This window comes from Flavobacterium sp. UBA6135, assembly GCF_002428305.1.
Classification (GTDB): domain Bacteria; phylum Bacteroidota; class Bacteroidia; order Flavobacteriales; family Flavobacteriaceae; genus Flavobacterium.
The window spans coordinates 26,216-51,387 of record NZ_DIVJ01000001.1; the positions used below are offsets into that span (position 1 = coordinate 26,216).

Genomic DNA, 25,172 nt, shown 5'->3' on the forward strand with positions numbered 1-25,172 from the left:
ATTTGACTGCAAAAATACCACATATATTGCTTATAGTTTTCGCTCTTTAACTTTTCTTTTAGTGGCTGTCGGGTCGGGGTTAGCGGCTTCTTTTGGTCGTTTGGTTCGAAATAACTCCTTTTTTTCTGTTCTTACCAATTTACCTTTTTCATAATACTTCCACTCGCCAACAGACAATCCGTTTTTATATTGACCGGTGATACTTATTGTCCCATCAGTTTCTTTATAAATTGCCGGACCGTGAAAGAGGTCGTTCTTATAATTTAATTCTTCCATTACAATGCCGTTTTCAGCATACTTTTTATAAGACCCTTCTCTTTTGCCTTCTTTATAATTGGTTTCTTCTGCTAGTTCTCCACTTTTATAAAACACTTTTCGAACGCCGTCTAATTTTCCATTTTTATAATTTTCTAAAGTCATGATTTGATCCATGTCTAAGTGGTAGTATTTCCACTCTCCTTCATACAACTTATTAACTACTTTGCCTTCGCTTACTTTAAATTTACCTTTATAAAAAATGGTGTAGGCCGAATTATCTTTTGCATCAAACTCACGGGTTGCAACCACTCGTTTTGTTTTTGTGTTGTCATAAAAAGTAAAAACACCAACCTCTTTACCATTTTCAAAGGTTCCTTCATATTTTAAATTTTTGGTATCGTCATAATACCCTTTCCAAAGACCGTGCTTCTGCCCTTTTGCATTCAATTGATTGGGTTCCGATTGAGAAAATAATTGTGTTACAGTCAAAAAACAAAGTATTAATAACGGTAAAAACTTTTTTTGAAACATACTTTTAAAATTAGTATTACTTAAACTATAAATTGGACTATTTAGTATTGCAAGCCTTATTTTTACAAACAAATCAACTAAATTTGATAAACTCGATTTCGAGTACAAAAATAAACAATTATTTATGAGAAAAAATTACTTCTTTTTGCTGCTGTTATTACCACTCCTTGCTGTAAGTCAAGTTACGTTGCGTGTCACCTCTATTCCGGCAAACACTCCGGTGGGTGCTCCCATTTATTTTGCAGGGACAACAAACGGTTGAATATAAATTTACTCGGGGTAGTTGGCCCACAGTTGAAGGTAATGCTTCCGGTGGCTATTTGCCAAACCGTTCTTTTACTTTTACCGGTTCACCGCAAACCATCAATTTAACCATTCAATCTTGGGAAGATATTTCAGGAAGTGGTTCCAAAAGTACCGCAGCGGCGAATGTATAAATTTTAAGTCCGTCTTTCTTTATTCCGCAATTAAACAGAAACAGAAGAATTTGGTTGTATTTGCCACCCGATTATCATACCACAACCAAAACATATCCGGTTTTATATATGAAAGATGGTCAGAATTTATTTGACAATACTACTTCTTTTGCCGGAGAGTGGCAGATTGATGAAACTTTGAATGCACTTCATGCTCAAGGAGATTATGGAGCCATTGTTGTTGGAATTGACAACGGCGGTGTGCATCGATTGAATGAATATTCACCTTGGGTTAACACGCAATATTGCGGTGGCGAAGGTGCCGCTTATATGAATTTTATCGCTCAAACTTTGAAACCGTATATTGATTTAAATTTCAGAACAAAACCAGAATCGGAATTCAATGCGTTGATTGGGAGTTCCATGGGAGCTTTAATTGCCACTTATGGTGCAGTGGAACATAGTATGCATTTTAAAAAAGTAGGTTCATTTAGTCCCGCCTATTGGTTTGCTTTGAGCGATTTAAATATTTATGTGAACGCCACTTCAACCGTGCTAAGCAATAACAGAATGTATTTTGTGGCCGGTCAAAATGAATCTACAACAATGGTTACCAATCTAAACACAGTTAGAAATAATTTAATTGCAAAAGGTTTACCAAACACTGAGGCTTTCACTAAAATTGATTCGTATGGTACACATACTGAAAACTATTGGAAAGGTGAATTTGCAGCAGCTTATCAATGGTTGTTTTTAAATACACCTCTGTCAGAAAATGATATTATCATGACAAAACCAGCCGTATATCAACTTGCAAATTCTCAATTGTTAGTGGAAGGTATGGATTCAGAAACTAGTTTTTCAATAGTATCAATTACAGGACAAAATGTTGGAAAAATAACGTTATCAAATGGAATTCATGATATTAATAATTCTTTAGCCTCAGGAATAGATTTTTTAAAACATAACGGTACAATTTTTAAAATTTTCAAACAATAAACAGATTATTGTTTATTAAATTTTTGTTAAAGTTAAACAATTTATAACTTATCATAAAAACACGTTAATGCTCAATATCAAAGGCATTAGCGTATTATTTTTTTATAGGAGAACAAACTTTTGTTTATGATTACACTAATTTTGTTGAACAATATTGTATTTTTTTTCATAAATTTGTCTAAACAATCATAAAAAAACAATAACTATGAAAAATTTAAAAAACATTAAAATTTTTGCTTTAACAACATTTATTTCATTAGGATTATTTTCTTGCAGCAGTGACGATGAAACAGGTACACCTCAATTAGACACTATTGCCGGAATTGCAAGTGATAATGATAACTTATCTATTTTAGTTCAAGCCTTAGTAAAAGCTGATTTAGCAGGTGTGTTAGACAGTCCCGGAAATTATACCGTTTTTGCTCCGACAAACGCTGCATTTACAAGCTTTTTAAGTGCTAATGGATTTGCAAATTTAGATGCTGTACCAACGGCATTACTAAAAGAAGTTTTATTAAATCATGTTGTTTCCGGAACTTTACAATCATCACAAATCAACACCGGATATGTGAAAACTTTAGGAAAAGGTTCGGCATCATCAACAAACACTTTGAGCATGTATGTTGCAGCAAGTTCAACCGGAATTCGTTTAAACAATCAATCTAATGTGGTTTTAAATAGTGCCAACATTCTTGCTTCAAACGGTATTGTACACGTTGTTGATGCTGTTATTGGTTTACCAACAGTAGTTACTTTCGCAACAGCGGATCCAAACTTTTCAACTCTTGCTACAGCTCTTACGACTTTAACTCCGGGTACCGATTTTGTTTCTATACTTAATCGTACAAATACCGGAAATACAGACGGAATTAATCCTCCTTTTACTGTATTTGCTCCAACAAACGATGCTTTTACAGCACTTAACACGGAGCTTGCACCAACGGGTATCGCTGGTTTAACAGAAGCACAATTAACAAGTGCTTTGCTATATCATGTTGTTGGTGGAGCAAATGTATTATCTACTCAAATTCCTGCAACTCCTATTACAACACTTGAAACTGGTACTTTTAGTATAACTGGTACAGTTATAACAGATGAAAATAACAGGAACACCAATATAATAGCTGTTGATGTTCAGGCAGCAAATGGTGTAATTCATGTTTTAGATAGAGTGCTTTTACCTACTTTATAATACTAGTTTAGTTAACCAAAAAGCCACGCAAATTGCGTGGCTTTTTTATGAATAGACCTATTTTACTTCTTTAAATTCTTTTGCTTTTCAGCTTCTTCCATCATTTCCTGCATTTTGCGTTGGAAACGATTCATGGTTTTTGGCTTTGTTTTATTTTCTTGAATCTTAGCATGAATCTTTTTCTCATCAATAATGAAATTCTTGATTACTAACATGATTCCAATCGTAATGGTATTGGATACAAAATAATACAAACTCAATCCCGAAGCAAAGTTGTTAAAGAAAAACAACATCATGATAGGCGAAATATAAATCATAATCTTCATGATTTTACCCATATCCGGCATTCCTTCTTGTGGTGGTGCACTCATAGCCTGATCACCTGTTGTCATTTTCATATAAAAGAAAATTGCAATAGAAGCCAAAATTGGGAACAAGCTCACGTGATTTCCATAAATTAGTATAGAAAAAGGCAATTGTAAAATGGAGTCAAAAGAGGACAAATCATCTGCCCAAAGGAAATTTTTCTGTCTCAATTCTATTGCAGAAGGAAAGAAACTAAACAACGCATAAAACACTGGAATTTGCAACAAGGCTGGTACACAACCCGCCATAGGGTTAACTCCGGCTTTGCTGTATAACTTCATCGTTTCTTGTTGCTTTTTCATTGGATCTTTCGCAAATTTGGTTCCCAACTCCATAATCTCAGGACGCAATACCTTCATTTTTGCTTGCGACAAATAGGATTTATACGTTACCGGAGACATTGCAATTCTAACTAAAATAGTCAAAATTATAATGGCAATTCCATACGGGAAAAAGCCCACTAATAAATCAAAAGTTGGTATAAAAACATAGCGGTTTATCCATCCGAAAATCCCCCACCCTAAAGGAACTACCTCATCTAAATTACGGTCGTATTCTTTAAGAATATGATAATCTGTTGGACCATAATACCAATTCATAGCATGGTTCAATTCACCGTTTTTAAAGGCTAATGGTAAACTTGCTTTAAAATTTTTAGTAAAAACAGTATCTACTTTATCATCATCAACCAAGTTTTCTGATGTCACAATAGCTTTTTCAAAAGGAGTGTCTGTCAATAAAATCGAAGAAAAGAAATGTTGTTTAAATGCAACATAGGTAACATTTTTAACCTCATCTGAAGTCGATTTACCTTGTCCTAAAAAATCGTCTTTTCCTCCTTCATATTCAAAAATCAATTCTGTGTAACGGTTTTCATAGACTACACTTTTTTCATTTCTGAACGCTTTCAATTGCCAGTCCAAGTTGAGCGGATTTGAAGTATTGATGATGTTATCTAACCCTTGTGAGCGAATTCCAAAATCCAACATATAGTCGTTTGGTTTCAACACATAACGGTATTCTAAAAACTGAGTAGGAGAAGCTTTCAACTTTAAACTCAAAATCTGATTGCCATTTTCTTCGGTCAACTTTGGTTCAAAGAATAGGTCTTTTGTTTGAAGCGTTCTGTTATCTGACGTTTTTAATTCAATAGAAAAACTGGCGTTATTTTCCTTGATGATTTGAACATTTTGAGCCGATCCTTTGTGAAATTGCTCAAATTTCTTCATCTCTGCTTCAACAATATAACCTCCTTTGTTGGCAATTTTTAAACGAACTAAATCATTTTCTAAAACAGTAAACGCTGCTTCAGTAGCAGTAGGTAACGCCGCTGAGTAAGCAAACGAACCCAAACTGCTTTGCAATTTTAAGGTTTGTATAGAATCAGAAACTGTAGAATCAACAACTGTAGCTACCGATTCTTTTTTTGGAACTTCAGTAGTTGACGTTGTAGTGGGTGCTACTTTTTCAGTTTCCTGTTTTTTTATTTGTTCTTCTAATTCTTTTTGTTGGCTGTTGTACATAACCCAAATCAGGATTATAAATATCAAGCCAAAGCCGATTATGGAGTTTAAGTCTAATTTTTTTTCTTCCATGTAAAATTTAATTAATTAGTGCTTTCAAATTGTTTTGAAATCAACGATTTTTATGTTGAACAGCGGCAGCCACAAAGCTAACAAAAATTGGATGCGGATTGGCAACCGTACTTTTATATTCAGGGTGGTACTGCACCCCAATAAAAAACGGATGGTCAGCAATTTCTATAATTTCTACCAATCCGGTATCCGGATTAATTCCTGATGCTTTTAGTCCGTTATTTTCCAGTTGTGAAAGATACGCACTATTGAATTCGTAACGATGGCGATGTCTTTCTGAAATTTCATTTTTACCGTAAATAGCATGAGCCAAAGTGTTGGGTTTTAAATCACATTTCCAAGCACCCAATCGCATCGTTCCGCCTTTGTGCGTTACATTTTTTTGTTCTTCCATCAAACTGATAACCGGATTTGTGGTTTCCGGATTCATTTCGGTTGAATTGGCATCAGACAAACCTAAAACCGTTCTAGAAAATTCAATTACCGCCATTTGCATTCCTAAACAAATTCCGAAAAAAGGAATTTTATTTTCTCTTGCAAATCGAACGGTTTCAATTTTTCCTTCGATGCCCCGTTCTCCAAAGCCCGGAGCCACTAAAATACCATTAAGTCCGCTTAATTTTTCTGCTGCAGTATTAACATCAACATATTCTGAATGAACGCTTATTACATTTACTTTAGTTTCGTTGGCAGCACCTGCATGAATAAAAGCTTCTAAAATGGATTTATAAGAATCTTGCAATTCTACATATTTTCCAACCAAACCAATGTTAATAGTATGTTTCGGATTTTTTAACTTTCGTAAAAAGTCATTCCAATGTTCCAAATTTGGAGTCGCTTTTTCAGGTAATGCTAATTTTTTTAAAGCAACAATATCCAATCCTTCTTCCAACATTAAGTTAGGAACATCATAAATGGTTTTTGCATCAATGGATTGAATAACTGCCTCGCGTTTTACATTGCAAAATAAAGCTAATTTTTGACGTAACTCGTCAGACAATTCATGCTCGGTTCTACAAACTAAAATATCCGCTTTAATTCCGCTTTCCATCAATGTTTTTACGGAATGTTGTGTTGGTTTTGTTTTCAATTCTCCGGCTGCAGCCAAATAAGGAACTAATGTTAGATGTATCACTATTCCATTATTTTCGCCCAATTCCCAAACCAATTGACGAACTGACTCAATATAGGGTAACGATTCAATATCACCCACCGTTCCTCCTATTTCTGTAATTACAATATCAAAATCACCTGTCTTTCCGAGCAATTGCATGCGTTCTTTAATCTCATTGGTAATATGTGGAACCACTTGAACTGTTTTTCCTAAAAACTCACCACGTCGTTCTTTTTCTATTACTGAAAGATAAACTCTACCGGTTGTTACGTTATTTGCTTGAGAAGTGGGAACATTCAGAAATCGTTCGTAGTGACCTAAATCCAAATCGGTTTCGGCACCATCGTCCGTAACATAACATTCGCCATGCTCATAAGGATTTAGAGTTCCCGGGTCAACATTAATATAAGGATCAAATTTTTGAATGGTAGTTCGATACCCTCTGGCTTGCAATAGTTTTGCTAATGAAGCTGCAATAATTCCTTTTCCTAAAGAAGAAGTTACACCTCCTGTTACAAAAATATACTTTGTTTGATTCATTGTGTTGTGGTTGTAGTTGTAGTTGTTATTGTTGTTTCAATATTGAATTTCTGTTTTTCAATTCAAAACGGTGCAAAAATACGATTAAAATAATCAATGTGAAAATGAAATTGAACTGTAAATGGAATACAATTTTAAATTTAGGAGTAATTTAAAAAGGATCGTGGTTTTATAGCCGTTTTTTAAAATGAAACAGCACACAAAACACTGTAAATCGTCGAGTTATTATTTTGATTTAGGATATTTCTTTTTAATGGTTCTAACTATTTCTTCCAATCCATTTACTTTTAATTCGTAAATCAATTGCAGTTGTTCTCCTAATTTACCTTTTGGAAAACCTTTTCTGTAGTACCAAACTACATAATATTCGGGAAGATCAATCAAATAGCGACCTTCATACTTTCCAAAAGGCATTTTAGTATGAGCCAATTCAATAAGTAATTGTTGTTGAAAATTCATGAAGATTTTAAGCGTAACCGCTTTTTAAGTAAAGATTACTTCCAATGAAACGTAATGATTTTTTCAATATCCGGATGCAAACTCAAGTAAACGGGGCATGTAAGTGCCGCACGTTCCAGTATTGTTTTTGTTTTTTCATCTACTGAAATTACCATTTCAAAAATAATTTCTATTCGAGCAATTTTTCTGGGTTCCGATTGCATAATTTTTGTAACCATTGCCGTTGATTCCCTTAAATCTACATTCAAGTCTCTGGCTTTAATTCCCATAATGGAAAACATACAAGTGGCTAATGAGTTGGCTACTAAATCCGTTGGAGAAAAAGCTTCCCCTTTACCATGATTGTCTTTTGGAGCATCAGACAAAATTTCTGTACCCGATTGCAAATGAACCGAAGTTGTTCTTAAATCTCCATTATAAATTACTCTTGATGTCATTTAGTCTAGTTCAATTATGGAATAATCTTCTTGATATTGCATGATAAAAATTCCTTTGTTAGAATAACCGGAATCATTTCTGACAAAGTAGTCAAATTTGTTTTCTATTTGCACCGTTGCAATGTTTTGAATAGAATTTTCAAAACCTTCATATAATAAAATTCGTTGCATCACATCAAATGTTACATCAAATCCACGAATGGCAAATTGATTTGGAAAGATATTATTCTTTTTACGATAAGCGTTTGAAAAAACAGTAAATTCTGGAGAATCCTGAAACTTTGTTAGTGATGGAAATATAATTTTTTGTTTAATTAATCGTGGAAAAATTTCATCTGTTTCAAAAGTATCGTTTATTTCTAACACCACTAATTCTACTTTAAAACCACTATTTCTTGCAGCATTGCATTGATTCAAAGCGGAAAAAATCGTTCCGGTACTACCCGTATCTAAAACAAAATAATTAATTTTATTTTTTTGTAATCTTGGCATGATACTGTCACTCATAAAACCACCTTTTTCATTTAGAGGTGCCATATAAATTGATTTGTGTTCCGTTTCTAATAATTTACGAGTGGCGTTTCTTTTGTTATCTATTAATGCAATAATATTTCCCTTTTTTTCGTACAAATACTGCAACATACTGTTTTTTACAAAATCACCTGAAGGCATGGATTGAAACAAATTGTCATAAGATTTTGAAGTTTCTCGTAAAGGAGAAATTACCGGTACTTTTGATTCGTTTAATAATTGAGCTACTTTTTCAACATATTGCGGATAAAATGGCCCTATAACAACATCTGCATTTTTTAAATTTTCTGAATTCACCAATCCTACAACATTGGAATTGTTTCGTGTTTCTTTTGAATCTAAAAATTTTATTTTTAATGGCATCCCTAAACGTCTGGCAGAATCAATAGCCATTAATGCCCCGGAATAAAAATCCAACGTCATGTTTAAAAAGCTATCTCTTTTTAAACGAGCTTGCATAGATAGTGTAGTATCAGAAGCAATACTAGACACATTAAATGGTAATAAAAAAACGATTTCTTTGGTTTCTTTAGTTCGTACCGATTTTGATAAATCGCTGTAGGTTGTTTTTGTTGCAGGAATTGGATTCGTTTTTATCTCTGTTTTTGGTAAACGTAACGTCATTCCTTCTTGCACTCCATTTTCTAATTCCGGATTTAATTTTTTTAATTCCACCTGACTTAAACCAAATTCTTTTGAAATTCCGAAAAGCGTTTCTTTGGGTTTCACTACATACGTTTTGTAGTCAGTTGAAGTGGTTTCTAATACAACTACTTTATTATTGGGATTACTTTCAGTTACTCTTTTATCGTTCGTTTTCTTTTTTATCACCAATTGATGACCAATGGGTAAATTAGCAACCACGTCAGGATTGAGTTGTTCTAATTCAGAAACACTCATGTCATAAAGTCGTGCAATGCTATAAAACGTTTCTTTAGGTTGTACCTGATGAAAGGTTTTTGTTCCGTTTGTTTTAGTATTGTCATTTGATGCAACGCCATTTGAAGTAAGCTGCAGTTGTTGCCCGATGATTAAATTAAATTTATCAACTGACGGATTGGCTTTTTCAAGTTGTTCGTTAGTCAAATTATATTTTTTAGCAATACTGTAAAAAGTATCTCCCGGTTTTACTTCATGCACTTTTGGTGGTACACCGGTAGCTTTTGGAATAAGTAAAATTGTATTTTCCTTTATACCTAGTTTGGCATCCGGATTTAATTGATAAATATCAAAAGGAGTTACTTTATATAACTGTGCAATTTGAGCAACAGTCTCGCCTTTTGCTACTGTGTGTTTTTTTATATCACTGGGTTGTGCACTACTTAAACAGAAGAAAAGTAAAAAACTAATGTAAACTATTTTATTCATAAAAGGAGCTTGAATCAATGGGTTTGAATTAAAATAACTTGACCAATTTGTAAACCATTACGCAACGTTTTTTCATTTAATGATTGAATCTCGTCAACGGTTACACCATATCTTTTAGACAAACCATATAACGTTTCTTTGGGCTGTACAGTATGTTTTATCAAGGCATTTTTTGGCACTTCAAATGATTTTTCAATAACTGTGCCATTTGAAGGTATGGTAATGATTTGACCTATTTGTAATCCCTTTTTTAAAAGCTCTGAATTATTTTGCTGAAGAGCTGCTATTGTCACTTCATATTTTTTTGAAAGTCCGTACAAGGTTTCACCTGTCTTTACTTTATGATAGATTGCTGCAGAACGAATTTCAGGAACAGAAGTAGTGATTATCTTAACTTCCTTTTCAGGACTAACTGGTGTTTTAGTTTCAAAAGGTCCTGCAATTGCAATAGGTTCGGATATAACAATCGAATTTTTAGGAGTTTTCATTTTTTTATAACCTAAAAATTTCAACTCCATCCCTGCTGAAATACCATCTATTGCATACCGATTTTCACGATAAATTTCAGACGGGTCTACCGAATAATCAGTGGCAATTTTGAGTATTGTTTCACCGCTCGTAACAACATGAAGAATAGAAGACAAAGCACCATTCTCCGGCGTTGCTTGACTGAAGGATACCTGAACACTTAAAACCAAGAAAAATAAAAACTGTTTCATAACAACCCTACAAAATTTAATGGTAAAAACTTAAATATAAGGAATACAACTAAAATTTAGTAGCGTCTAAACTAGTTTTACTCCCATTCTATAGTTGCGGGTGGCTTTGAACTAATATCATAAACCACGCGATTTACTCCTCTTACTTTATTTATAATTTCGTTTGAAATGGTCATCAAAAATGAGTACGGTAAATGTACCCAATCTGCGGTCATTCCATCGGTTGATTCTACGGCTCTTAGGGCAACTACTTTTTCATAGGTACGCTCATCCCCCATCACTCCTACACTATTGACAGGCAGTAAAATAGCTCCAGCTTGCCATACTTGGTCATACAATCCGTGCGACTTCAAACCTTCAATAAAAATAGCATCAACTTCTTGCAATATACGAACTTTTTCTTTTGTAATGGCACCTAAAATGCGGATGGATAAACCAGGTCCCGGGAATGGATGTCTCCCCAACAATTCATCATCTATTCCTAAAGTTTTTCCAACACGACGCACTTCATCTTTGAACAACATTCTGAGCGGTTCAACAATTTTAAGTTTCATAAAATCAGGTAATCCGCCAACGTTATGGTGTGATTTTATTGTTGCTGAAGGTCCTTTTACCGAAATCGATTCAATAACATCCGGATAAATTGTGCCTTGAGCCAACCATTTTACGTCTTCAATTTGATGGGCTTCATCATCAAATACTTCAATAAACACCCTACCGATAGCTTTACGCTTGGCTTCAGGTTCTTCAATGTTTTCCAACTGATCTAAAAAACGATCTGCTGCATCAACTCCTTTAACATTTAATCCCATTCCTTTGTATTGATCTAATACATTTTGAAATTCGTTTTTGCGAAGCAATCCGTTATTCACAAAAATACAGTACAAATTAGGACCTATGGCTTTATTCAATAAAACAGCAGCAACTGTTGAATCTACCCCTCCCGATAATCCTAAAACCACTCTATCATTTTGTAATTTTTCTTTTAATTCAGTTACAATTTCTTCAACAAAAGCATTGGGCGTAAAATTTTGAGGCACTTCAGCAATTTTCACCAAAAAGTTTTCCAAAATCTGCTTTCCGTCTATTGAATGATAGACTTCGGGATGAAATTGTATGGCATAGGTATTCTCACCTTCAATTCGGTAAGCGGCATTTTCAACGTCTTTTGTACTCGCCAATAAAACGCCATTTGTTGGAAGTTTTTTGATGGTATCACTATGACTCATCCAAACTTGACTGTTTAAGGCTACCTCATCAAAGAAATGTTCGTCATCTTTTACAAAACTCAAATTGGCTCTACCATATTCTCTGGTATTGGAAGGAGCTACTTCACCGCCATCAAAATGAGCCAAATATTGAGCACCGTAACAAACCGCTAATAGCGGCATTTTACCTCTAATTTGCGACAAATCAGGATGTGGAGCATCATCAGCTCTAACAGAAAAAGGACTTCCTGAAAGAATTGTGGCTTTAAACGATGACAAATCAGATGGAATATTGTTGTAAGGAAAAATTTCGCAGAAAATATTTAATTCCCGCACTCTTCTCGCAATAAGTTGTGTGTATTGCGAACCGAAATCTAAAATAAGTACATTGTGTTGCATGGGCAAAAATAGTCAATATCTTGAGAACAAAAAATAGCTTGTGATGAAATATTTTGAAAGTGGCATTTTAGCAATTCCATTATCTTCAAGCAAACCTGCTTTTTCTTAAAAACCTTTTTGAAGTTTCTGTTTTGGTATAGTAAATCCATAAAAAAAGTCCCAACTAAGGGACTTTTTTATTAATCGTTCATGGAGATTAAAAATTCTTCATTATTTCTGGTTTTCTTAAAGCGATCGTTAATAAAATCCATCGCTTCTACGGGATTCATATCGGCTAAATATTTTCGCATGATCCACATTCTATGTATCGTGTTGCTATCTAAAAGTAAATCATCTCTACGGGTACTCGATGAAGTTAAATCGATAGCAGGGAATATTCGTTTGTTAGAAATTTTACGATCCAACTGCAACTCCATATTACCGGTACCTTTAAATTCTTCAAAGATAACCTCATCCATTTTCGAACCGGTTTCGGTTAGGGCTGTTGCAATGATACTCAACGAACCACCATTCTCGATATTTCGAGCCGCACCAAAGAAACGTTTTGGTTTTTGTAGTGCGTTGGCATCAACACCACCACTCAATACTTTACCTGATGCTGGTTGAACGGTATTGTAGGCTCTGGCTAAACGCGTAATCGAATCTAATAAAATCACTACATCATGTCCGCATTCCACCAAACGTTTTGCTTTTTCAAGTACAATGTTTGCCACTTTCACGTGTCGGTCAGCCGGCTCATCAAAGGTGGAAGCAATCACTTCGCCTCTTACATTTCGTTGCATATCAGTAACCTCTTCCGGACGTTCATCAATCAGTAAAACAATCAAATAGACTTCAGGATGATTGGCTGCAATGGTATTCGCAATATCTTTCAACAACATCGTTTTACCGGTCTTTGGCTGAGCTACAATCATTCCGCGTTGTCCTTTTCCAATAGGAGAAAACAAATCAATAATTCGGGTTGAGATGGTAGCTTGCTTTTCTGCTAATTTGAATTTTTCATCCGGAAAAACCGGAGTCAAATGTTCAAAAGAAATTCGATCACGAACTACCTGAGGATCGTGTCCGTTTATTTTTAAAACTTTTACCAGCGGAAAAAATTTCTCCCCTTCTTTTGGAGGTCTAACTACGCCTTTTACAGTATCTCCGGTTTTCAATCCGAATAAACGGATTTGAGAAGTGGACAAATAGATATCATCCGGCGATGCTAAATAATTATAATCTGAGGAACGCAAAAAACCATAACCATCAGGCATCATTTCTAAAACACCTTCACTTTCAATAATGCCGTCAAATTCATAGTCGGCGTCTCTATAATTGGGTTTTTTATTTTTTTGATTGGGGTGGTGGTTTCCGTTACTGTTTGGATTTTTCTGAAACTGTTGTGGGTTCTGATTTTTGGCAGGAGCATTTTCTGAAGTTTGAACCGGCTCCGTTGAATCAACAAGTGTTTCTGTTGGTTGATCGGCTAGAGGCGTTTCCTGAAATAAAGTTTCTTGAGAAGGTTCCAATTTTCGTTTTTCAAATTTTGGTTTTATTCTTTTTTCAACGGGTTGAATAGCTTCTTCAGGTTTAGTCTCTTGGAGGCTAGTTGGCTCTTCCTTGTTCTCCGCAAGACTTCTTCCCTTTTCATCGGGTGCTTTTACCTCCTTATTGGGAACAATTCTATTGCGTTTTGATTTTAGTTTTGAGAGGTCTTCAGAAGGAGTTTCTTCAGGAGTAGCTTCTTCAAGAGACACAGCAGCTTCCTGTTTGCTAACAATATTTTTTATTAATTCGTCTTTTTTGACACCGTTAAACTTGATATTGGCAATTTTGGCTATTTCTTGAAGCTCAGCAAGCTTCATTTCTTTTAAAGCAGAAATTTGAAACATGTATGTTTTTTAAAATTTAAATTAATTTTTTCGGTAAAATGTGAAGTGTAATTATAATGAAATATGCCGAAGGTTTAGGGGCATTCGGAAATACAAGGCAATAGTACAACATTTTTTTTTACTAAACAATAGTTCAATTTAAAAAGAAAAATTATTTTTGTGCTTTAATAATTTGTAATGTTTCAAAGAATCCAAACAGTTTATCTAATTATAGCTATTGTCAGTGCTGGGATTTTACCTTTTTTCTTGCCCTTGTGGCATGATTCGAATAGGTTTCCTATTTACTTTGACAGTTTTTTAGGTATTGCTATATTATTTATATTTAGTGCTGTTTTGTCAGTTATTGCCATCAATTTATATAAGAAAAGACAAATTCAATCGATTCTTTGCTTATTAAATATAGTATTAAATTTAATTTTATTAGGATTATTGTTGTTCTATTCGTTAAATGTATCCGGAGATATTGATATATCTGAGAAGGGTATTGGGTTAGGTCTTCCTGTTCTTTCTATCGTAGTACTGGCATTGTCCAACAATGCTATTAAAAAGGATGAAAAGCTCGTAAAATCTTCGAACAGAATTCGATAAACCTATAAACTTAGTTTATTATAGTGCGTAAAAAACCCGAACCAATGGTTCGGGTTTTTTTGTTATTTTTATAATTTAACCCGTTGGGTGTAATTATTTAATTCAAGATTATTTTGTTTTTTTACCACGAATTCTCGAATTATAAATTAATCAAACGCAATAATTTGTTCATCTTCGATGAAAATTCGAAATAAATCGAATAATTATTATAAAAAATTAGTGAATTAGTGGCAAATTTATTTCCAAAATTTAATTACACCCAACGGGTTAATTTAAACTATTTCTACTAATATTTTACAATTTGTATTTATTTCTTTACATTTGAAATGTTAAAACAATTATGGAACCCAAAATAAAAATTTATTTAGCAGACGACCATCAAGTGTTGATTGATGGTATGTTGGCCGTTTTAAAAACTAATGCACTATTTGAAGTAGTTGGTCACGCTTTAAATGGAGAAAATATTATAGAAAAAGTATGTGCTGTAAAAGCTGATATTTTAATAATGGATATCAACATGCCCATTCGTGACGGTATTGAAGTTTTAAAAGAATTTTCTGTCAAAGGTTATTGTTGTAAGGTCATCGTCTTGTCAAGTTATGATGATTATAAACTCGTTAAGGAGGTCATTAAACTTGGAGCTAGTGGCTATCTCTCAAAAGAGTGTGCTGGCGAAAATATCATAGAAGCCATAACTACTGTAGCAAATGGAACTCCTTATTATTCTCAAAACATCAGAGATAAAATCATAAACTCTGTTACTAACAATGGGGATTCAAATTCTATGTTAGGGGTACCATTAACTAATCGGGAAATTGAAATTTTGAAACTGATTTCTCTGGAATACAGTGGCAAAGAGATTGGCGAAGAGCTTTTTATTAGTCCTAGCACAGTTGAAACCCATCGTAAAAACTTAATCAAAAAACTCAACGTTAAAAACACTATTGGCTTGGTGAAATATGCTCTGAAAAACAATTTAATAAACCCTTAAAAATTATACAAATGGAACTAGTAGACAAAATCAACATTGACAGAATCTCAATTGAAGAGTATAAGGTAACTTTCGATATACCTGACAACTGTGACTTTTATTTACAAGATGACTCTAAAGGAAACTATGATGTAATTGTAACATTGACACCTCCGGCAACTATTCCTTCGTCAAGTTATGTTACTCATGTTTTTGATACCAAAGCCTACGGTGACAATATTAGCATCAGTTTTGATCAACAAGAATATCAAACCAATTTAGCATCTCGGAAAATTAAGCCGGTATTTCGTATTGCTACAGACTGTTAATTAATATGATAGTTCGATATGTATTTTTTGTTTTATTGCTTTTTCTTGGTTGCTTTTTTGCTCATGCACAAAATGCATCTAAAGATTCTGTTGACTTCTATATAGAGCAAAATGAATTAATCAAAGGTCTTAACTATGCAAAAATAAAGACAGACCACTACATAAAATCTAAACAATTTAAAAAACTTAAAGATATAAGTATCAAAAAATCAAACATTTTCACTAAGCTTAATGAAAATGATAAAGCCATTCAAATAATTTATGATGCTATTATTCACATAGAAAAAAACAAGGCTACAATTCCGATTTCAGATTTGTATATTGAGCTTGGTAAAAAATATTCTATAGTTAGAGACACCACTATGTCCCTAAAAAGTTATCACAAAGGCATGAAATTGGCAAGAGAAATCAATGACACGATTCCCTTAAAAAATGCATATCAGAATTTGTTTCGATTACATGTTCACAACAATCTTGATAGTTCTTACTATTACATGAAAAAGAAATTTGCATTGGACAAAATACATCAAAGCAATGCTGGTTTAGCTTCTAGTTATAATAATCATTTTGTATATTACTCAAAGAAAAATGAATATGAAAAGGCCAAAAAATATTTAGATTCTTGCTATTCAACTTCTTTGAAAAGTAATTCTATTGAAATGAAAATTTCTGCCTTGAGCAATTTGGGTTATTATTATATGGTTCACAAAGAAGATTTCAAACACGGTGCTTCCTACTACCATGAAACATTAGATAAGTTTGAAAACGAGATGACAGACAACGAATTAGTGGATGTTTACCTCAATTTATCTTATGCTTATGAAAATTTAAAAGATTACCAACAAGCCAATGTTTATATGAGCATTGCTTACGAATTGAAAGATAAAGTAATTAATACCAACATTAATGATGCTATTAAAAAAGTTGAAACTCGGTATCAAATTGAAAAAATTGAAAATGAATTTGATCAAATCAGCAAAAACATGCAAGAAAAGCAATTGAGAAACAAAAAAATTATTATAGTTTTTGCCTCACTTTTTGCCTTTAGTTGTGTTTTATTCTACTTTTTTTATCAAAATCTACAGCTCAAACAACGCAACAAAATAAGAGAAATTGATAGTGAGATTCAAGAAAACATTATCAATGCTTCTATTGACGGTCAAGAGTTGGAACGCAAGAAATTAGCGGACACACTTCATGACAATATCAGTGCTTTACTCTCTTCTGCAGGACTGCATTTGTCTGCTTATATCGCTAATAAAGAGGGTGAACCGGCTGAAGAAATCCGGAAAGCTCGCTCCCTTTTAAAAGATGCTCACGATAGGGTTCGGGATTTGTCTCATGAACTTGTTCCACCTGTATTAGCCAAACTAGGAATCGTATATGCTTTACAAGATTTATGTGAAAAAAATTCTAACTCTGCTATTCAATTTCATTTGATAACACAACTTTCTACTCAAAAAAAATACAACACTGATTTTGAAATTAAAATATATTTTATTGTAACTGAATTATTAAACAACACCATAAAACATAGTAAAGCTTCAGAAGTCAACTTAACTTTGGATGAAAACAACAATCAATTGCATGTTAATGTAAAAGACAACGGAAGGGGTTTTGATACAACAAAATCTAGTGGTACTGATGGGTATGGTTTAACACAAATAAAAGCACGGATTAAAGGTCTTAACGGTAAAATTCAAATCACTTCAAAAAACAATGAAGGAACAACTGTTGACATAAAAGTGCCGATTCCTTCAAGTACTACCGTTTAATTTCTATTATTTCTAAATTTTTTATCGCTTCTTTTTCAATCACAAATCGCAACATGGTTCGAACTGTGTGAAAACCATGTGTTCCCACTGCTCCCGGATTCATATGTAATAAATTGTGTTTGGAATCAAACTGCACTTTCAAAATATGGGAATGCCCACAAATAAATAGTTTTGGCGGATTCATTTGTAACTCCTTCAATACCGAAGGATTATACCTTCCCGGATAACCGCCAATATGGGTAATCCAAACCGCCACTTCTTCACATAAAAATCGGTTGTGCAATGGAAATTCCATTCTGGCTTCCTTGTTGTCAATGTTCCCATAAACAGCACGCAAGGGTTTTATTGCTTTTATAGTATCCGTAACCCGTAAATCACCAATATCTCCGGCATGCCAAACCTCATCTGCCCAATTGATGTGTTTAATCATGGCATCATCAATGTAACTATGGGTATCAGACAACAAAAGAATCTTTTTCAAAATGACTAATTTTTCACAAAAATAAACCATTTCAAAACAGTTAAAAAGTTTAACGCAAAATTATAGTCATGCCATCTAGTAAATTCTTCATTTCCGCTATCTTTGCTTTTTGATTATGAGGTATTTTATTCAATTAGCATATAACGGAAGTAACTTTCACGGGTGGCAATCGCAACCCAATGCCGTTACTGTTCAGGAGACTTTAGAAAAGGCACTTTCGCTGTTGTTAAAAACACCTATAGCGATTGTTGGTGCCGGTAGAACAGACAGTGGCGTTCACGCCAAACAAATGTTTGCTCATTTTGATTATGAGGAAACCTTTGAGGTTGCCTTTTGGTTACCTAAATTAAACTCTTTCCTGCCAAAATCGATTGTGATTTATGATATACTTCCTGTTGCTGATACTGCTCATGCTCGTTTTGATGCTACTTCAAGAACTTATGAATACCATATTCACACTTTTAAAGATGCCTTTATAAACGAATTAAGTTGGTATTATGCACAACCTTTGGATATTGACAAAATGAATTTAGCAGCGGCTATTTTACTGCATTATACCGATTTTGAGTGTTTTTCAAAAACCAATACCGATGTGTTCACTTTTAATTGCAAAATAACACAAGCCCATTGGAAGCAAACCAATACTAGTTTACAATTTACAATTACTGCCGATCGTTTTCTCCGCAATATGGTTCGGGCTATTGTAGGTACCCTAGTAAACATTGGTCAAGGCAAAATGGAAGTTGATGAATTACACCCTATAATTCAAAGTAAAAACAGAAGTAAAGCCGGCTTTTCAGTTCCGGCTCACGGTTTGTATTTGACCCAAATTGACTATCCCTATATTCCAAACAAAAGCAACCTATGACAGCCTTTGACACCTCCTTATTCAAACGGATTTTAGTGTATTCTAAACCCTATCAATGGCGTTTTAACAGCGTGGTGGTTTGGGCTATTTCGCTTTCAATATTTGCTGCCCTTCGCCCCTATTTATTAAAAGAAACGGTAGATGGTTATATCAACACCAAAGATGCATCGGGTTTGTTATTTTATATTTCCTTAATGGGATTTGTATTGTTGCTGGAGGTGCTTTCACAGTTTTATTTTGTGTATTGGGCCAATTGGTTAGGACAAGATATTGTTCGCGATATTCGTACTAAATTATTTCAGCACATTGTCCGATTCAAAATGACCTATTTTGATCATTCTCCCGTCGGGCAACTCGTTACCCGTTCCGTTTCTGATATGGAAGCCATTGCCCGAATTTTTAGTCAAGGGTTGTTCATGATTATTAGTGATGTGCTAAAAATGATTGTAGTCATGGCGTTTATGCTCTACATGAATTGGAAGCTATCCATGATTGTAATTCTAGCTATGCCGCTATTGGTTTATGCCACTCGAATTTTTCAAATTAAAATGAAAGGAGCTTTTGAAGAAGTTAGAACCCAAGTGGCCAATCTCAACACTTTTGTGCAAGAACGTGTCACCGGAATGAAGATTGTACAGCTATTTTCGAGAGAGAAAATTGAATATGAAAAGTTTAAAGTCATCAATGACAAACACAATAAAGCATGGATAAAAACGGTGTGGTACAACTCCATTTTCTTTCCAATTGCTGATATTATTTCTTCGTTTACGCTGGGTCTTATTGTTTGGTATGGCGGTTTGGCCATGATTGGTGGCGATTCGCAAACCACAATTGGTGATTTGTTTACTTACACCATGTTAATCAGTATGCTGTTCAACCCATTGCGTCAAATTGCAGATAAATTTAATGAATTGCAAATGGGCATGATTGCCGCCAACAGGGTTTTTGCTATTTTAGATACTTCAAAAGAAATTCAAAAAGAAGGTTTGCTGCCTACTCCACGCTTTAAAGGCGAGATTCTTATTGACAACTTGCATTTTGGTTATACCGAAAATGAAAAAGTGTTAAAAGGCATTTCACTTGAAATTAATGCCGGACAAACCATTGCTATTGTTGGTGCCACAGGAGCCGGAAAATCAACCATTATTAATTTGCTCAATCGGTTTTATGATATTGATGAAGGCAGCATTTTGATTGATGGCGAAAACATCAATTCGTTTGAATTGACCTCGCTTCGCAAACAAATTGCGGTGGTACTACAAGACGTGTTTCTGTTTGCCGATACCATTTATAACAACATCACGCTTTACAATCCTGACATTACAAAAGAAGAAGTGATGGAAGCTGCTCAAAAAATTGGCGTTCACCAATTCATTATGAGCCTACCTAATGGTTATGATTATAATGTAAAAGAACGCGGGGTGATGCTATCATCGGGGCAGCGACAATTGATTGCATTTTTAAGAGCCTACATGAGTGAGCCTAGTATTCTAATTTTAGATGAAGCCACTTCGTCTATTGACACCTATTCGGAGGAATTGATTCAAAAAGCTACCGAGAGAATCACCCAAGGTCGCACCTCTATAATTATTGCACACCGATTGGCAACTGTCATCAATGCCGATCAAATCATTGTGATGGATGCCGGAATGATTGTGGAAAAAGGCACTCATTTTGAATTAGTACAAAAAGAAAATGGCTATTACAAGAACCTTTATGATTCGCAGTTTCTAACAGAACAATAAAAGCAGGTTTGGTTTCAAAACAAACAAACGCTTAGCTTTTACTATATTCAAACAACTGACAACAAAAAAACTTTTTAAAGACATAATTAATCCTTAATTTCGCATTCTGAATAATTAGAAAAAATAAAATATGAACTACGATATTATAGTTTTAGGTAGTGGACCCGGTGGTTATGTAACAGCCATTCGTGCTTCGCAATTGGGTTTCAAAGTGGCAGTTATTGAAAAAGAAAACTTAGGTGGAGTTTGTTTGAACTGGGGATGTATTCCTACCAAAGCTCTTTTAAAATCAGCCCAAGTGTTTGAATACCTAAAACATGCTTCTGATTACGGATTAACTGTTTCTTCCTTTGACAAAGATTTTGGTGCTGTAATCAACCGCAGCCGCAATGTAGCAGATGGAATGAGCAAAGGCGTTCAATTTTTAATGAAAAAAAATAAAATAGACGTGATAGAAGGTTTTGGTAAACTAAAACCGGGCAAAAAAGTAGCGGTTACAGCTGCCGATGGTAAAGTGACAGAATACAATGCCGATCACATCATCATTGCAACAGGAGCCCGCTCGCGTGAATTGCCAAACTTACCTCAAGACGGTAAAAAAGTAATTGGCTACCGCCAAGCCATGACATTGCCATCGCAACCTAAAAAAATGATTGTGGTAGGCTCAGGTGCTATTGGAGTGGAATTTGCCAGTTTTTATAATGCAATGGGAACAGAAGTAACCATCGTTGAATTCATGCCTAACGTAGTTCCAGTTGAAGACGAGGATATCTCCAAACAATTTGAGCGTTCGTTGAAGAAATCAGGAATTACAGTGATGACCAATTCTTCTGTTGAACGCATTGATACTAGTGGTTCCGGTGTGAAAGCATTTGTAAAAACAGCCAAAGGAGAAGAAGTTTTAGAAGCCGACATTTTACTTTCGGCAGTTGGAATAAAAACCAATATTGAAAACATCGGTTTAGAAGACGTGGGTATTGCTACCGACCGTGATAAAATCTTAGTTAACGATTATTGTCAAACCAATATACCTGGTTATTATGCCATTGGCGATGTGACTCCGGGTCAAGCTTTGGCACACGTAGCTTCTGCAGAAGGAATCTTGTGTGTGGAAAAAATAAAAGGTTTGCATGTGGAACCTATTGACTACGGCAACGTTCCGGGTTGTACCTATGCAACTCCCGAAATTGCATCTGTTGGAATGACTGAAAAACAAGCCAAAGAAAAAGGCTATGAATTGAAAATCGGAAAGTTCCCCTTCAGTGCTTCCGGAAAAGCAAAAGCAGCAGGAACACCTGACGGTTTTGTAAAAGTAATCTTTGATGCCAAATATGGCGAATGGTTGGGTTGCCACATGATTGGAGCCGGCGTAACTGATATGATTGCCGAAGCTGTTGTAGCTCGTAAATTAGAAACTACGGGTCACGAAATCTTAAAAGCCATTCACCCCCACCCAACGATGAGTGAAGCGGTAATGGAAGCGGTAGCCGATGCATACGGTGAAGTAATACACTTATAAAAAAAAATCAAATAGAACTACTGAAAAGCTGTCTTGAAAAAGGCAGCTTTTTTTATTTCATTTGTTCATAATTCACCAGTTTCAAGACCGTCTTTAGCCTTTTGGTAGGTTTAAAAACGACCCGATTGCCTTTTATAAATGACTTTCCTCGTGCCTCTACATCTGCAGCCGGCAAACCTTGCAAAGTCAATTGAAATGTACCTAGACTATCAATTCGTACAATTTTTCCATGGGCTAAAGCATCCCCAATTGCATTGGTCAACGCATAAATCACACCAAAACAATCGGCTTCGGTCAAGGAGCAACCGGCACTGATGCGTTGTGCTAATGTTTCTAATGTTTCTTCGCCCTGATGCACTGCACACGGATAATAATTGGTTTCCGGAGGTGTTGCTAAACTATTTGTTTTGGCAACCATTTTAAATTTTACAGCCATTTGTACTGTTGTTTAGTTTGATTTTTAAAAATGTAAAGCTATAAAATTATATGATAACTACCTTTTTATTTTAATTTCTATATATCTTTTTATCTATTTCTATACATTTTTTGTATAAATGCTATATATCTTTTTAATAATTTCTATATATTTTTTATTAAATTAATACTATACTTAACCCGTTGGGTGTAATTATTTAATTCAATAGTATTCTGGATATTTTTGCCACGAATTCACAAATTATAAATTTAGTAAATGCAATAATTTGTTCATCTTTGATGAAAATTCGAATTTAATCGAATAATTAGTCAAAAAAATTGGTGGCCCGAGCGTAGCGAACAGACGAAGTAAATTAGTGGTAAAATTATTTGAAAATTTAATTACACCCAACGGGTTATACTTATTATAATTTTATACTACTAGTTACCCGTTTGGTGTTACTTAATTTTAAAATATCCCTTCTACAATTGAATTAAATAGTACACCCAACGGGTTTACTTCAACAATTTTAACAATTGCATTTTGAAAGTAATTATAAAATGAGTATTTTAGTACTTCATTTAGAAAGCCAACCAACTAATTTTAAGCCCTATGAGTATCATCCTTCGAAAACTGTTTCATCGCGACCGCTTCCGTATTGGATTGTTTTTTACATACAATAGTGCCATTCAAACCAAAATTAAACAAGCAGGTGGTGTTTTCAGTAAAACCCACGGCTGTTGGTATGTTGATTATACACCAGAAAAATATAAAGAATTACAAAAACTTTTTCCCAATTTAATTGTAGCCCAACCGGTGGCCGGCGAAGTGAGTAGCCGTGACCTTCCACCCATAGCCAAAAGCGAACGTCAGTTAGGTTCTTCTGAAAATTTGAACAATCCTGACCATATAACAAAGGAGACTTTGTTAGCCGATAAGTTGCGGTTAGCATTATTACCCAATTTGGGGAAGTATTGGGTTTTTAAAATTCGCTATGTTCAAGCTGTTGTGAATCAATTGAAATTGGTTAAAGGGGTTTATTGGCATTCTACTTATAAGGTTTATATGGCCATGCGACATCCGAAAGTTAAGGAAGCTTTGGAGCGAATTTTGGAGGTGTCTTCTTTTTTTCCGGAAGATTATTTGGAAAAAGAGGTTGTTTTTGAAGGTAAATCCATTGTTTTGAGGGTGCATCCTGAAGATTCAAAATGGATGGAGGTTTATGTTCCGGATATTTTGGTGGTTCGGGAGAAGGTGAAGCGTTTGTCGATGGTCCGCTATAGTAAAATTAGGTCGTGTTATTTGTTGCCTGCTACGCCGCAGGTTTATGAGGCTTTGTTGTTGCATTTTGAACCGAATCGGATATTGATTGCTTCGGAATTGCCGGAGGGTTATTTGCACAAGCGAAATGTGGTAAATCGGAAACAGCTGGATTTGAGTCAGACCAAGTCGCGGTTGTTTGAGCAGGTTCCAGAGGCTGCTCATGGTTATATTTCGGGGATGGTGGATATGTTGTTGGCTTTGAATTATAGTAGTTCGACGTTGCGAACGTATTCGCATAGTTTTTTGCAATATTTGCGTGATCATGGGTATCGGGATCCAAAAGAAATTAGTTATAAAGAGACGGTTAAATATCTATCGTCGTTGATGGAACGGGGTTTGAGTTCGGCTTCGGGACATTCGATGGTGAATGCGTTGTTGTTTTATTATCAGCAAGTTTTGCATATCCCGGGTTATGAGTTGAAGTTGCCTCGACCTAAAAAGGAGAAGAAGCTTCCAACGGTTTTGACGATGGAGGAATGTTTGCAAATTTTTAGGGTGGTTGATAATCCGAAGCACAAGTTGCTTTTGTTGATTGGTTATGGAGCGGGATTGCGGGTGAGCGAGATTGTGAGTTTGGAATGGCGGGATATTTTGTTTTCGGAACATAAGATTCATATAAAAAATGCGAAAGGCAAGAAAGATAGAATGGTAATGCTTCCCTACTCTATTGTTGGTTCGTTGGAGTATTATCGGAGTTTGTATCAGACTAAGAAGTATGTTTTTGAAGGACAATTTGCGGGTGAGCCTTATAGTGTTGGTAGTGTTCAAGCGGTGATGCGGGATGCTTTGAAGAAATCGGGATTGGAGAAAAAAGCAACAGTTCATACGTTACGGCATAGTTTTGCTACGCATTTGTTGGAGAATGGCACCGATATTCGTTACATCCAGAAGTTTTTGGGTCATGCAAGTATAAAGACTACAACCGTTTACACACATGTTAGTGCGAGTGCTGTGAATAAGATTGTGAGTCCGCTAGACCGTTTAACAGACGAAAATCATAAGAAAAAACTTGATTAATTTTTGAAAAGTATGAAAAAGTTGTATATATTTGATGATATTTACTAGTTAGTGGTAAGGCTATGACGACACAACCCGACAGACAAATCGGGTACTTTTTGACATTTTGTATTTTAGTAATTGCTTAAATAAACAA

At 34.7% G+C, this 25,172-nt stretch carries 23 protein-coding genes; 12 read left to right on the plus strand and 11 right to left on the minus strand.

Annotated features, from left to right (window positions below; all coding sequences use genetic code 11):
• Positions 1-30: 30 nt before the first annotated feature.
• On the minus strand, positions 31-789 hold the full coding sequence (locus tag B3L86_RS00110; RefSeq protein ID WP_291113573.1) for a toxin-antitoxin system YwqK family antitoxin: 759 nt from the start codon (positions 787-789) through the stop codon (positions 31-33).
• Positions 790-913: 124 nt separating this feature from the next.
• Between B3L86_RS00110 and B3L86_RS00115 the strand changes: the two genes are divergently transcribed.
• From B3L86_RS00115 to B3L86_RS00130, 4 genes are all read left to right on the plus strand, one after another.
• Positions 914-1,051, plus strand: a complete 138-nt coding sequence (locus tag B3L86_RS00115) for a hypothetical protein (protein WP_291113576.1) — start codon at positions 914-916, stop codon at positions 1,049-1,051.
• Positions 1,014-1,226 (plus strand): hypothetical protein, encoded by a 213-nt coding sequence (locus B3L86_RS00120; protein ID WP_291113579.1) that lies wholly within the window; start codon positions 1,014-1,016, stop codon positions 1,224-1,226. The genes B3L86_RS00115 and B3L86_RS00120 overlap by 38 nt, the downstream gene beginning before the upstream one ends.
• 21 nt (positions 1,227-1,247) lie before the next feature.
• The gene (locus B3L86_RS00125) at positions 1,248-2,204 is read left to right on the plus strand and encodes an alpha/beta hydrolase (RefSeq protein ID WP_291113639.1); all 957 of its coding nucleotides are present in this window, start codon (positions 1,248-1,250) and stop codon (positions 2,202-2,204) included.
• A gap of 205 nt (positions 2,205-2,409) precedes the next feature.
• A complete protein-coding gene (locus tag B3L86_RS00130) occupies positions 2,410-3,396 on the plus strand; it encodes a fasciclin domain-containing protein (RefSeq protein ID WP_291113582.1) in 987 nt (328 codons plus the stop codon).
• Positions 3,397-3,458: 62 nt separating this feature from the next.
• Here B3L86_RS00130 and yidC read toward each other — a convergent pair whose 3' ends face one another.
• The 8 genes from yidC to rho form a co-directional block, all read right to left on the minus strand.
• The gene (gene yidC / locus B3L86_RS00135) at positions 3,459-5,357 is read right to left on the minus strand and encodes a membrane protein insertase YidC (protein ID WP_291113585.1); all 1,899 of its coding nucleotides are present in this window, start codon (positions 5,355-5,357) and stop codon (positions 3,459-3,461) included.
• Between the two features lie 40 nt (positions 5,358-5,397).
• Positions 5,398-7,011: a CTP synthase gene (locus tag B3L86_RS00140; RefSeq protein WP_291113588.1), complete on the minus strand. Its 1,614-nt coding sequence runs from the start codon at positions 7,009-7,011 to the stop codon at positions 5,398-5,400.
• Between the two features lie 225 nt (positions 7,012-7,236).
• Positions 7,237-7,470: a DUF3820 family protein gene (locus tag B3L86_RS00145; RefSeq protein WP_291113591.1), complete on the minus strand. Its 234-nt coding sequence runs from the start codon at positions 7,468-7,470 to the stop codon at positions 7,237-7,239.
• Between the two features lie 35 nt (positions 7,471-7,505).
• Complete coding sequence (locus B3L86_RS00150) at positions 7,506-7,907, minus strand: OsmC family protein (RefSeq protein WP_291113594.1); 402 nt, start codon at positions 7,905-7,907, stop codon at positions 7,506-7,508.
• Positions 7,908-9,806, minus strand: coding sequence for a LysM peptidoglycan-binding domain-containing protein (locus tag B3L86_RS00155; protein ID WP_291113597.1), 1,899 nt, complete (start codon positions 9,804-9,806; stop codon positions 7,908-7,910). It abuts the gene before it with no gap.
• 14 nt (positions 9,807-9,820) lie between these two features.
• Complete coding sequence (locus tag B3L86_RS00160) at positions 9,821-10,525, minus strand: muramidase family protein (protein WP_291113600.1); 705 nt, start codon at positions 10,523-10,525, stop codon at positions 9,821-9,823.
• Between the two features lie 77 nt (positions 10,526-10,602).
• Positions 10,603-12,132: a glutamine-hydrolyzing GMP synthase gene (gene guaA, locus B3L86_RS00165; RefSeq protein ID WP_291113603.1), complete on the minus strand. Its 1,530-nt coding sequence runs from the start codon at positions 12,130-12,132 to the stop codon at positions 10,603-10,605.
• Between the two features lie 179 nt (positions 12,133-12,311).
• Complete coding sequence (rho, locus tag B3L86_RS00170) at positions 12,312-14,006, minus strand: transcription termination factor Rho (RefSeq protein ID WP_291113606.1); 1,695 nt, start codon at positions 14,004-14,006, stop codon at positions 12,312-12,314.
• 177 nt (positions 14,007-14,183) lie between these two features.
• Between rho and B3L86_RS00175 the strand changes: the two genes are divergently transcribed.
• From B3L86_RS00175 to B3L86_RS00190, 4 genes are all read left to right on the plus strand, one after another.
• Positions 14,184-14,594: a DUF4293 family protein gene (locus tag B3L86_RS00175; RefSeq protein WP_291113607.1), complete on the plus strand. Its 411-nt coding sequence runs from the start codon at positions 14,184-14,186 to the stop codon at positions 14,592-14,594.
• A gap of 340 nt (positions 14,595-14,934) precedes the next feature.
• Positions 14,935-15,585, plus strand: a complete 651-nt coding sequence (locus tag B3L86_RS00180; protein WP_291113610.1) for a response regulator transcription factor — start codon at positions 14,935-14,937, stop codon at positions 15,583-15,585.
• Between the two features lie 11 nt (positions 15,586-15,596).
• Positions 15,597-15,893, plus strand: coding sequence for a hypothetical protein (locus B3L86_RS00185; protein WP_291113613.1), 297 nt, complete (start codon positions 15,597-15,599; stop codon positions 15,891-15,893).
• Between the two features lie 5 nt (positions 15,894-15,898).
• On the plus strand, positions 15,899-17,668 hold the full coding sequence (locus tag B3L86_RS00190) for a tetratricopeptide repeat-containing sensor histidine kinase (protein ID WP_291113615.1): 1,770 nt from the start codon (positions 15,899-15,901) through the stop codon (positions 17,666-17,668).
• Here the strand turns inward: B3L86_RS00190 and B3L86_RS00195 are convergent.
• Positions 17,658-18,149 (minus strand): metallophosphoesterase family protein, encoded by a 492-nt coding sequence (locus B3L86_RS00195; protein ID WP_291113618.1) that lies wholly within the window; start codon positions 18,147-18,149, stop codon positions 17,658-17,660. The genes B3L86_RS00190 and B3L86_RS00195 overlap by 11 nt on opposite strands.
• A 115-nt stretch (positions 18,150-18,264) precedes the next feature.
• On the opposite strand from B3L86_RS00195, the gene truA reads away from it, so the two are divergent.
• From truA to lpdA, 3 genes are all read left to right on the plus strand, one after another.
• Entirely contained in the window at positions 18,265-19,017 is a 753-nt protein-coding gene (truA, locus tag B3L86_RS00200; RefSeq protein ID WP_291113621.1) for a tRNA pseudouridine(38-40) synthase TruA, read from the plus strand.
• Entirely contained in the window at positions 19,014-20,762 is a 1,749-nt protein-coding gene (locus B3L86_RS00205) for an ABC transporter ATP-binding protein (RefSeq protein WP_291113624.1), read from the plus strand. Before truA ends, B3L86_RS00205 begins: the two co-directional genes overlap by 4 nt.
• 130 nt (positions 20,763-20,892) lie before the next feature.
• A complete protein-coding gene (gene lpdA, locus B3L86_RS00210; RefSeq protein ID WP_291113627.1) occupies positions 20,893-22,281 on the plus strand; it encodes a dihydrolipoyl dehydrogenase in 1,389 nt (462 codons plus the stop codon).
• A gap of 52 nt (positions 22,282-22,333) precedes the next feature.
• Here lpdA and B3L86_RS00215 read toward each other — a convergent pair whose 3' ends face one another.
• A complete protein-coding gene (locus B3L86_RS00215) occupies positions 22,334-22,717 on the minus strand; it encodes an HU family DNA-binding protein (RefSeq protein ID WP_291113630.1) in 384 nt (127 codons plus the stop codon).
• Between the two features lie 591 nt (positions 22,718-23,308).
• On the opposite strand from B3L86_RS00215, the gene B3L86_RS00220 reads away from it, so the two are divergent.
• Entirely contained in the window at positions 23,309-25,036 is a 1,728-nt protein-coding gene (locus B3L86_RS00220; RefSeq protein WP_291113633.1) for a tyrosine-type recombinase/integrase, read from the plus strand.
• Positions 25,037-25,172: the final 136 nt, after the last annotated feature.

Bases quoted from the DNA above. Each gene is read 5' to 3' on its own strand.
- B3L86_RS00215 (WP_291113630.1), bottom strand. From the start codon at position 22,717: ATGGCTGTAAAATTTAAAATGGTTGCCAAAACAAATAGTTTAGCAACA.
- rho (WP_291113606.1), bottom strand. From the start codon at position 14,006: ATGTTTCAAATTTCTGCTTTAAAAGAAATGAAGCTTGCTGAGCTTCAA.
- B3L86_RS00110 (WP_291113573.1), bottom strand. From the start codon at position 789: ATGTTTCAAAAAAAGTTTTTACCGTTATTAATACTTTGTTTTTTGACT.
- B3L86_RS00150 (WP_291113594.1), bottom strand. From the start codon at position 7,907: ATGACATCAAGAGTAATTTATAATGGAGATTTAAGAACAACTTCGGTT.
- B3L86_RS00130 (WP_291113582.1), top strand. From the start codon at position 2,410: ATGAAAAATTTAAAAAACATTAAAATTTTTGCTTTAACAACATTTATT.
- lpdA (WP_291113627.1), top strand. From the start codon at position 20,893: ATGAACTACGATATTATAGTTTTAGGTAGTGGACCCGGTGGTTATGTA.
- B3L86_RS00220 (WP_291113633.1), top strand. From the start codon at position 23,309: ATGAGTATCATCCTTCGAAAACTGTTTCATCGCGACCGCTTCCGTATT.
- B3L86_RS00115 (WP_291113576.1), top strand. From the start codon at position 914: ATGAGAAAAAATTACTTCTTTTTGCTGCTGTTATTACCACTCCTTGCT.
- B3L86_RS00160 (WP_291113600.1), bottom strand. From the start codon at position 10,525: ATGAAACAGTTTTTATTTTTCTTGGTTTTAAGTGTTCAGGTATCCTTC.
- truA (WP_291113621.1), top strand. From the start codon at position 18,265: ATGAGGTATTTTATTCAATTAGCATATAACGGAAGTAACTTTCACGGG.
- B3L86_RS00155 (WP_291113597.1), bottom strand. From the start codon at position 9,806: ATGAATAAAATAGTTTACATTAGTTTTTTACTTTTCTTCTGTTTAAGT.
- B3L86_RS00185 (WP_291113613.1), top strand. From the start codon at position 15,597: ATGGAACTAGTAGACAAAATCAACATTGACAGAATCTCAATTGAAGAG.
- B3L86_RS00140 (WP_291113588.1), bottom strand. From the start codon at position 7,011: ATGAATCAAACAAAGTATATTTTTGTAACAGGAGGTGTAACTTCTTCT.
- B3L86_RS00190 (WP_291113615.1), top strand. From the start codon at position 15,899: ATGATAGTTCGATATGTATTTTTTGTTTTATTGCTTTTTCTTGGTTGC.
- guaA (WP_291113603.1), bottom strand. From the start codon at position 12,132: ATGCAACACAATGTACTTATTTTAGATTTCGGTTCGCAATACACACAA.
- B3L86_RS00175 (WP_291113607.1), top strand. From the start codon at position 14,184: ATGTTTCAAAGAATCCAAACAGTTTATCTAATTATAGCTATTGTCAGT.
- B3L86_RS00145 (WP_291113591.1), bottom strand. From the start codon at position 7,470: ATGAATTTTCAACAACAATTACTTATTGAATTGGCTCATACTAAAATG.
- B3L86_RS00180 (WP_291113610.1), top strand. From the start codon at position 14,935: ATGGAACCCAAAATAAAAATTTATTTAGCAGACGACCATCAAGTGTTG.
- B3L86_RS00205 (WP_291113624.1), top strand. From the start codon at position 19,014: ATGACAGCCTTTGACACCTCCTTATTCAAACGGATTTTAGTGTATTCT.
- yidC (WP_291113585.1), bottom strand. From the start codon at position 5,357: ATGGAAGAAAAAAAATTAGACTTAAACTCCATAATCGGCTTTGGCTTG.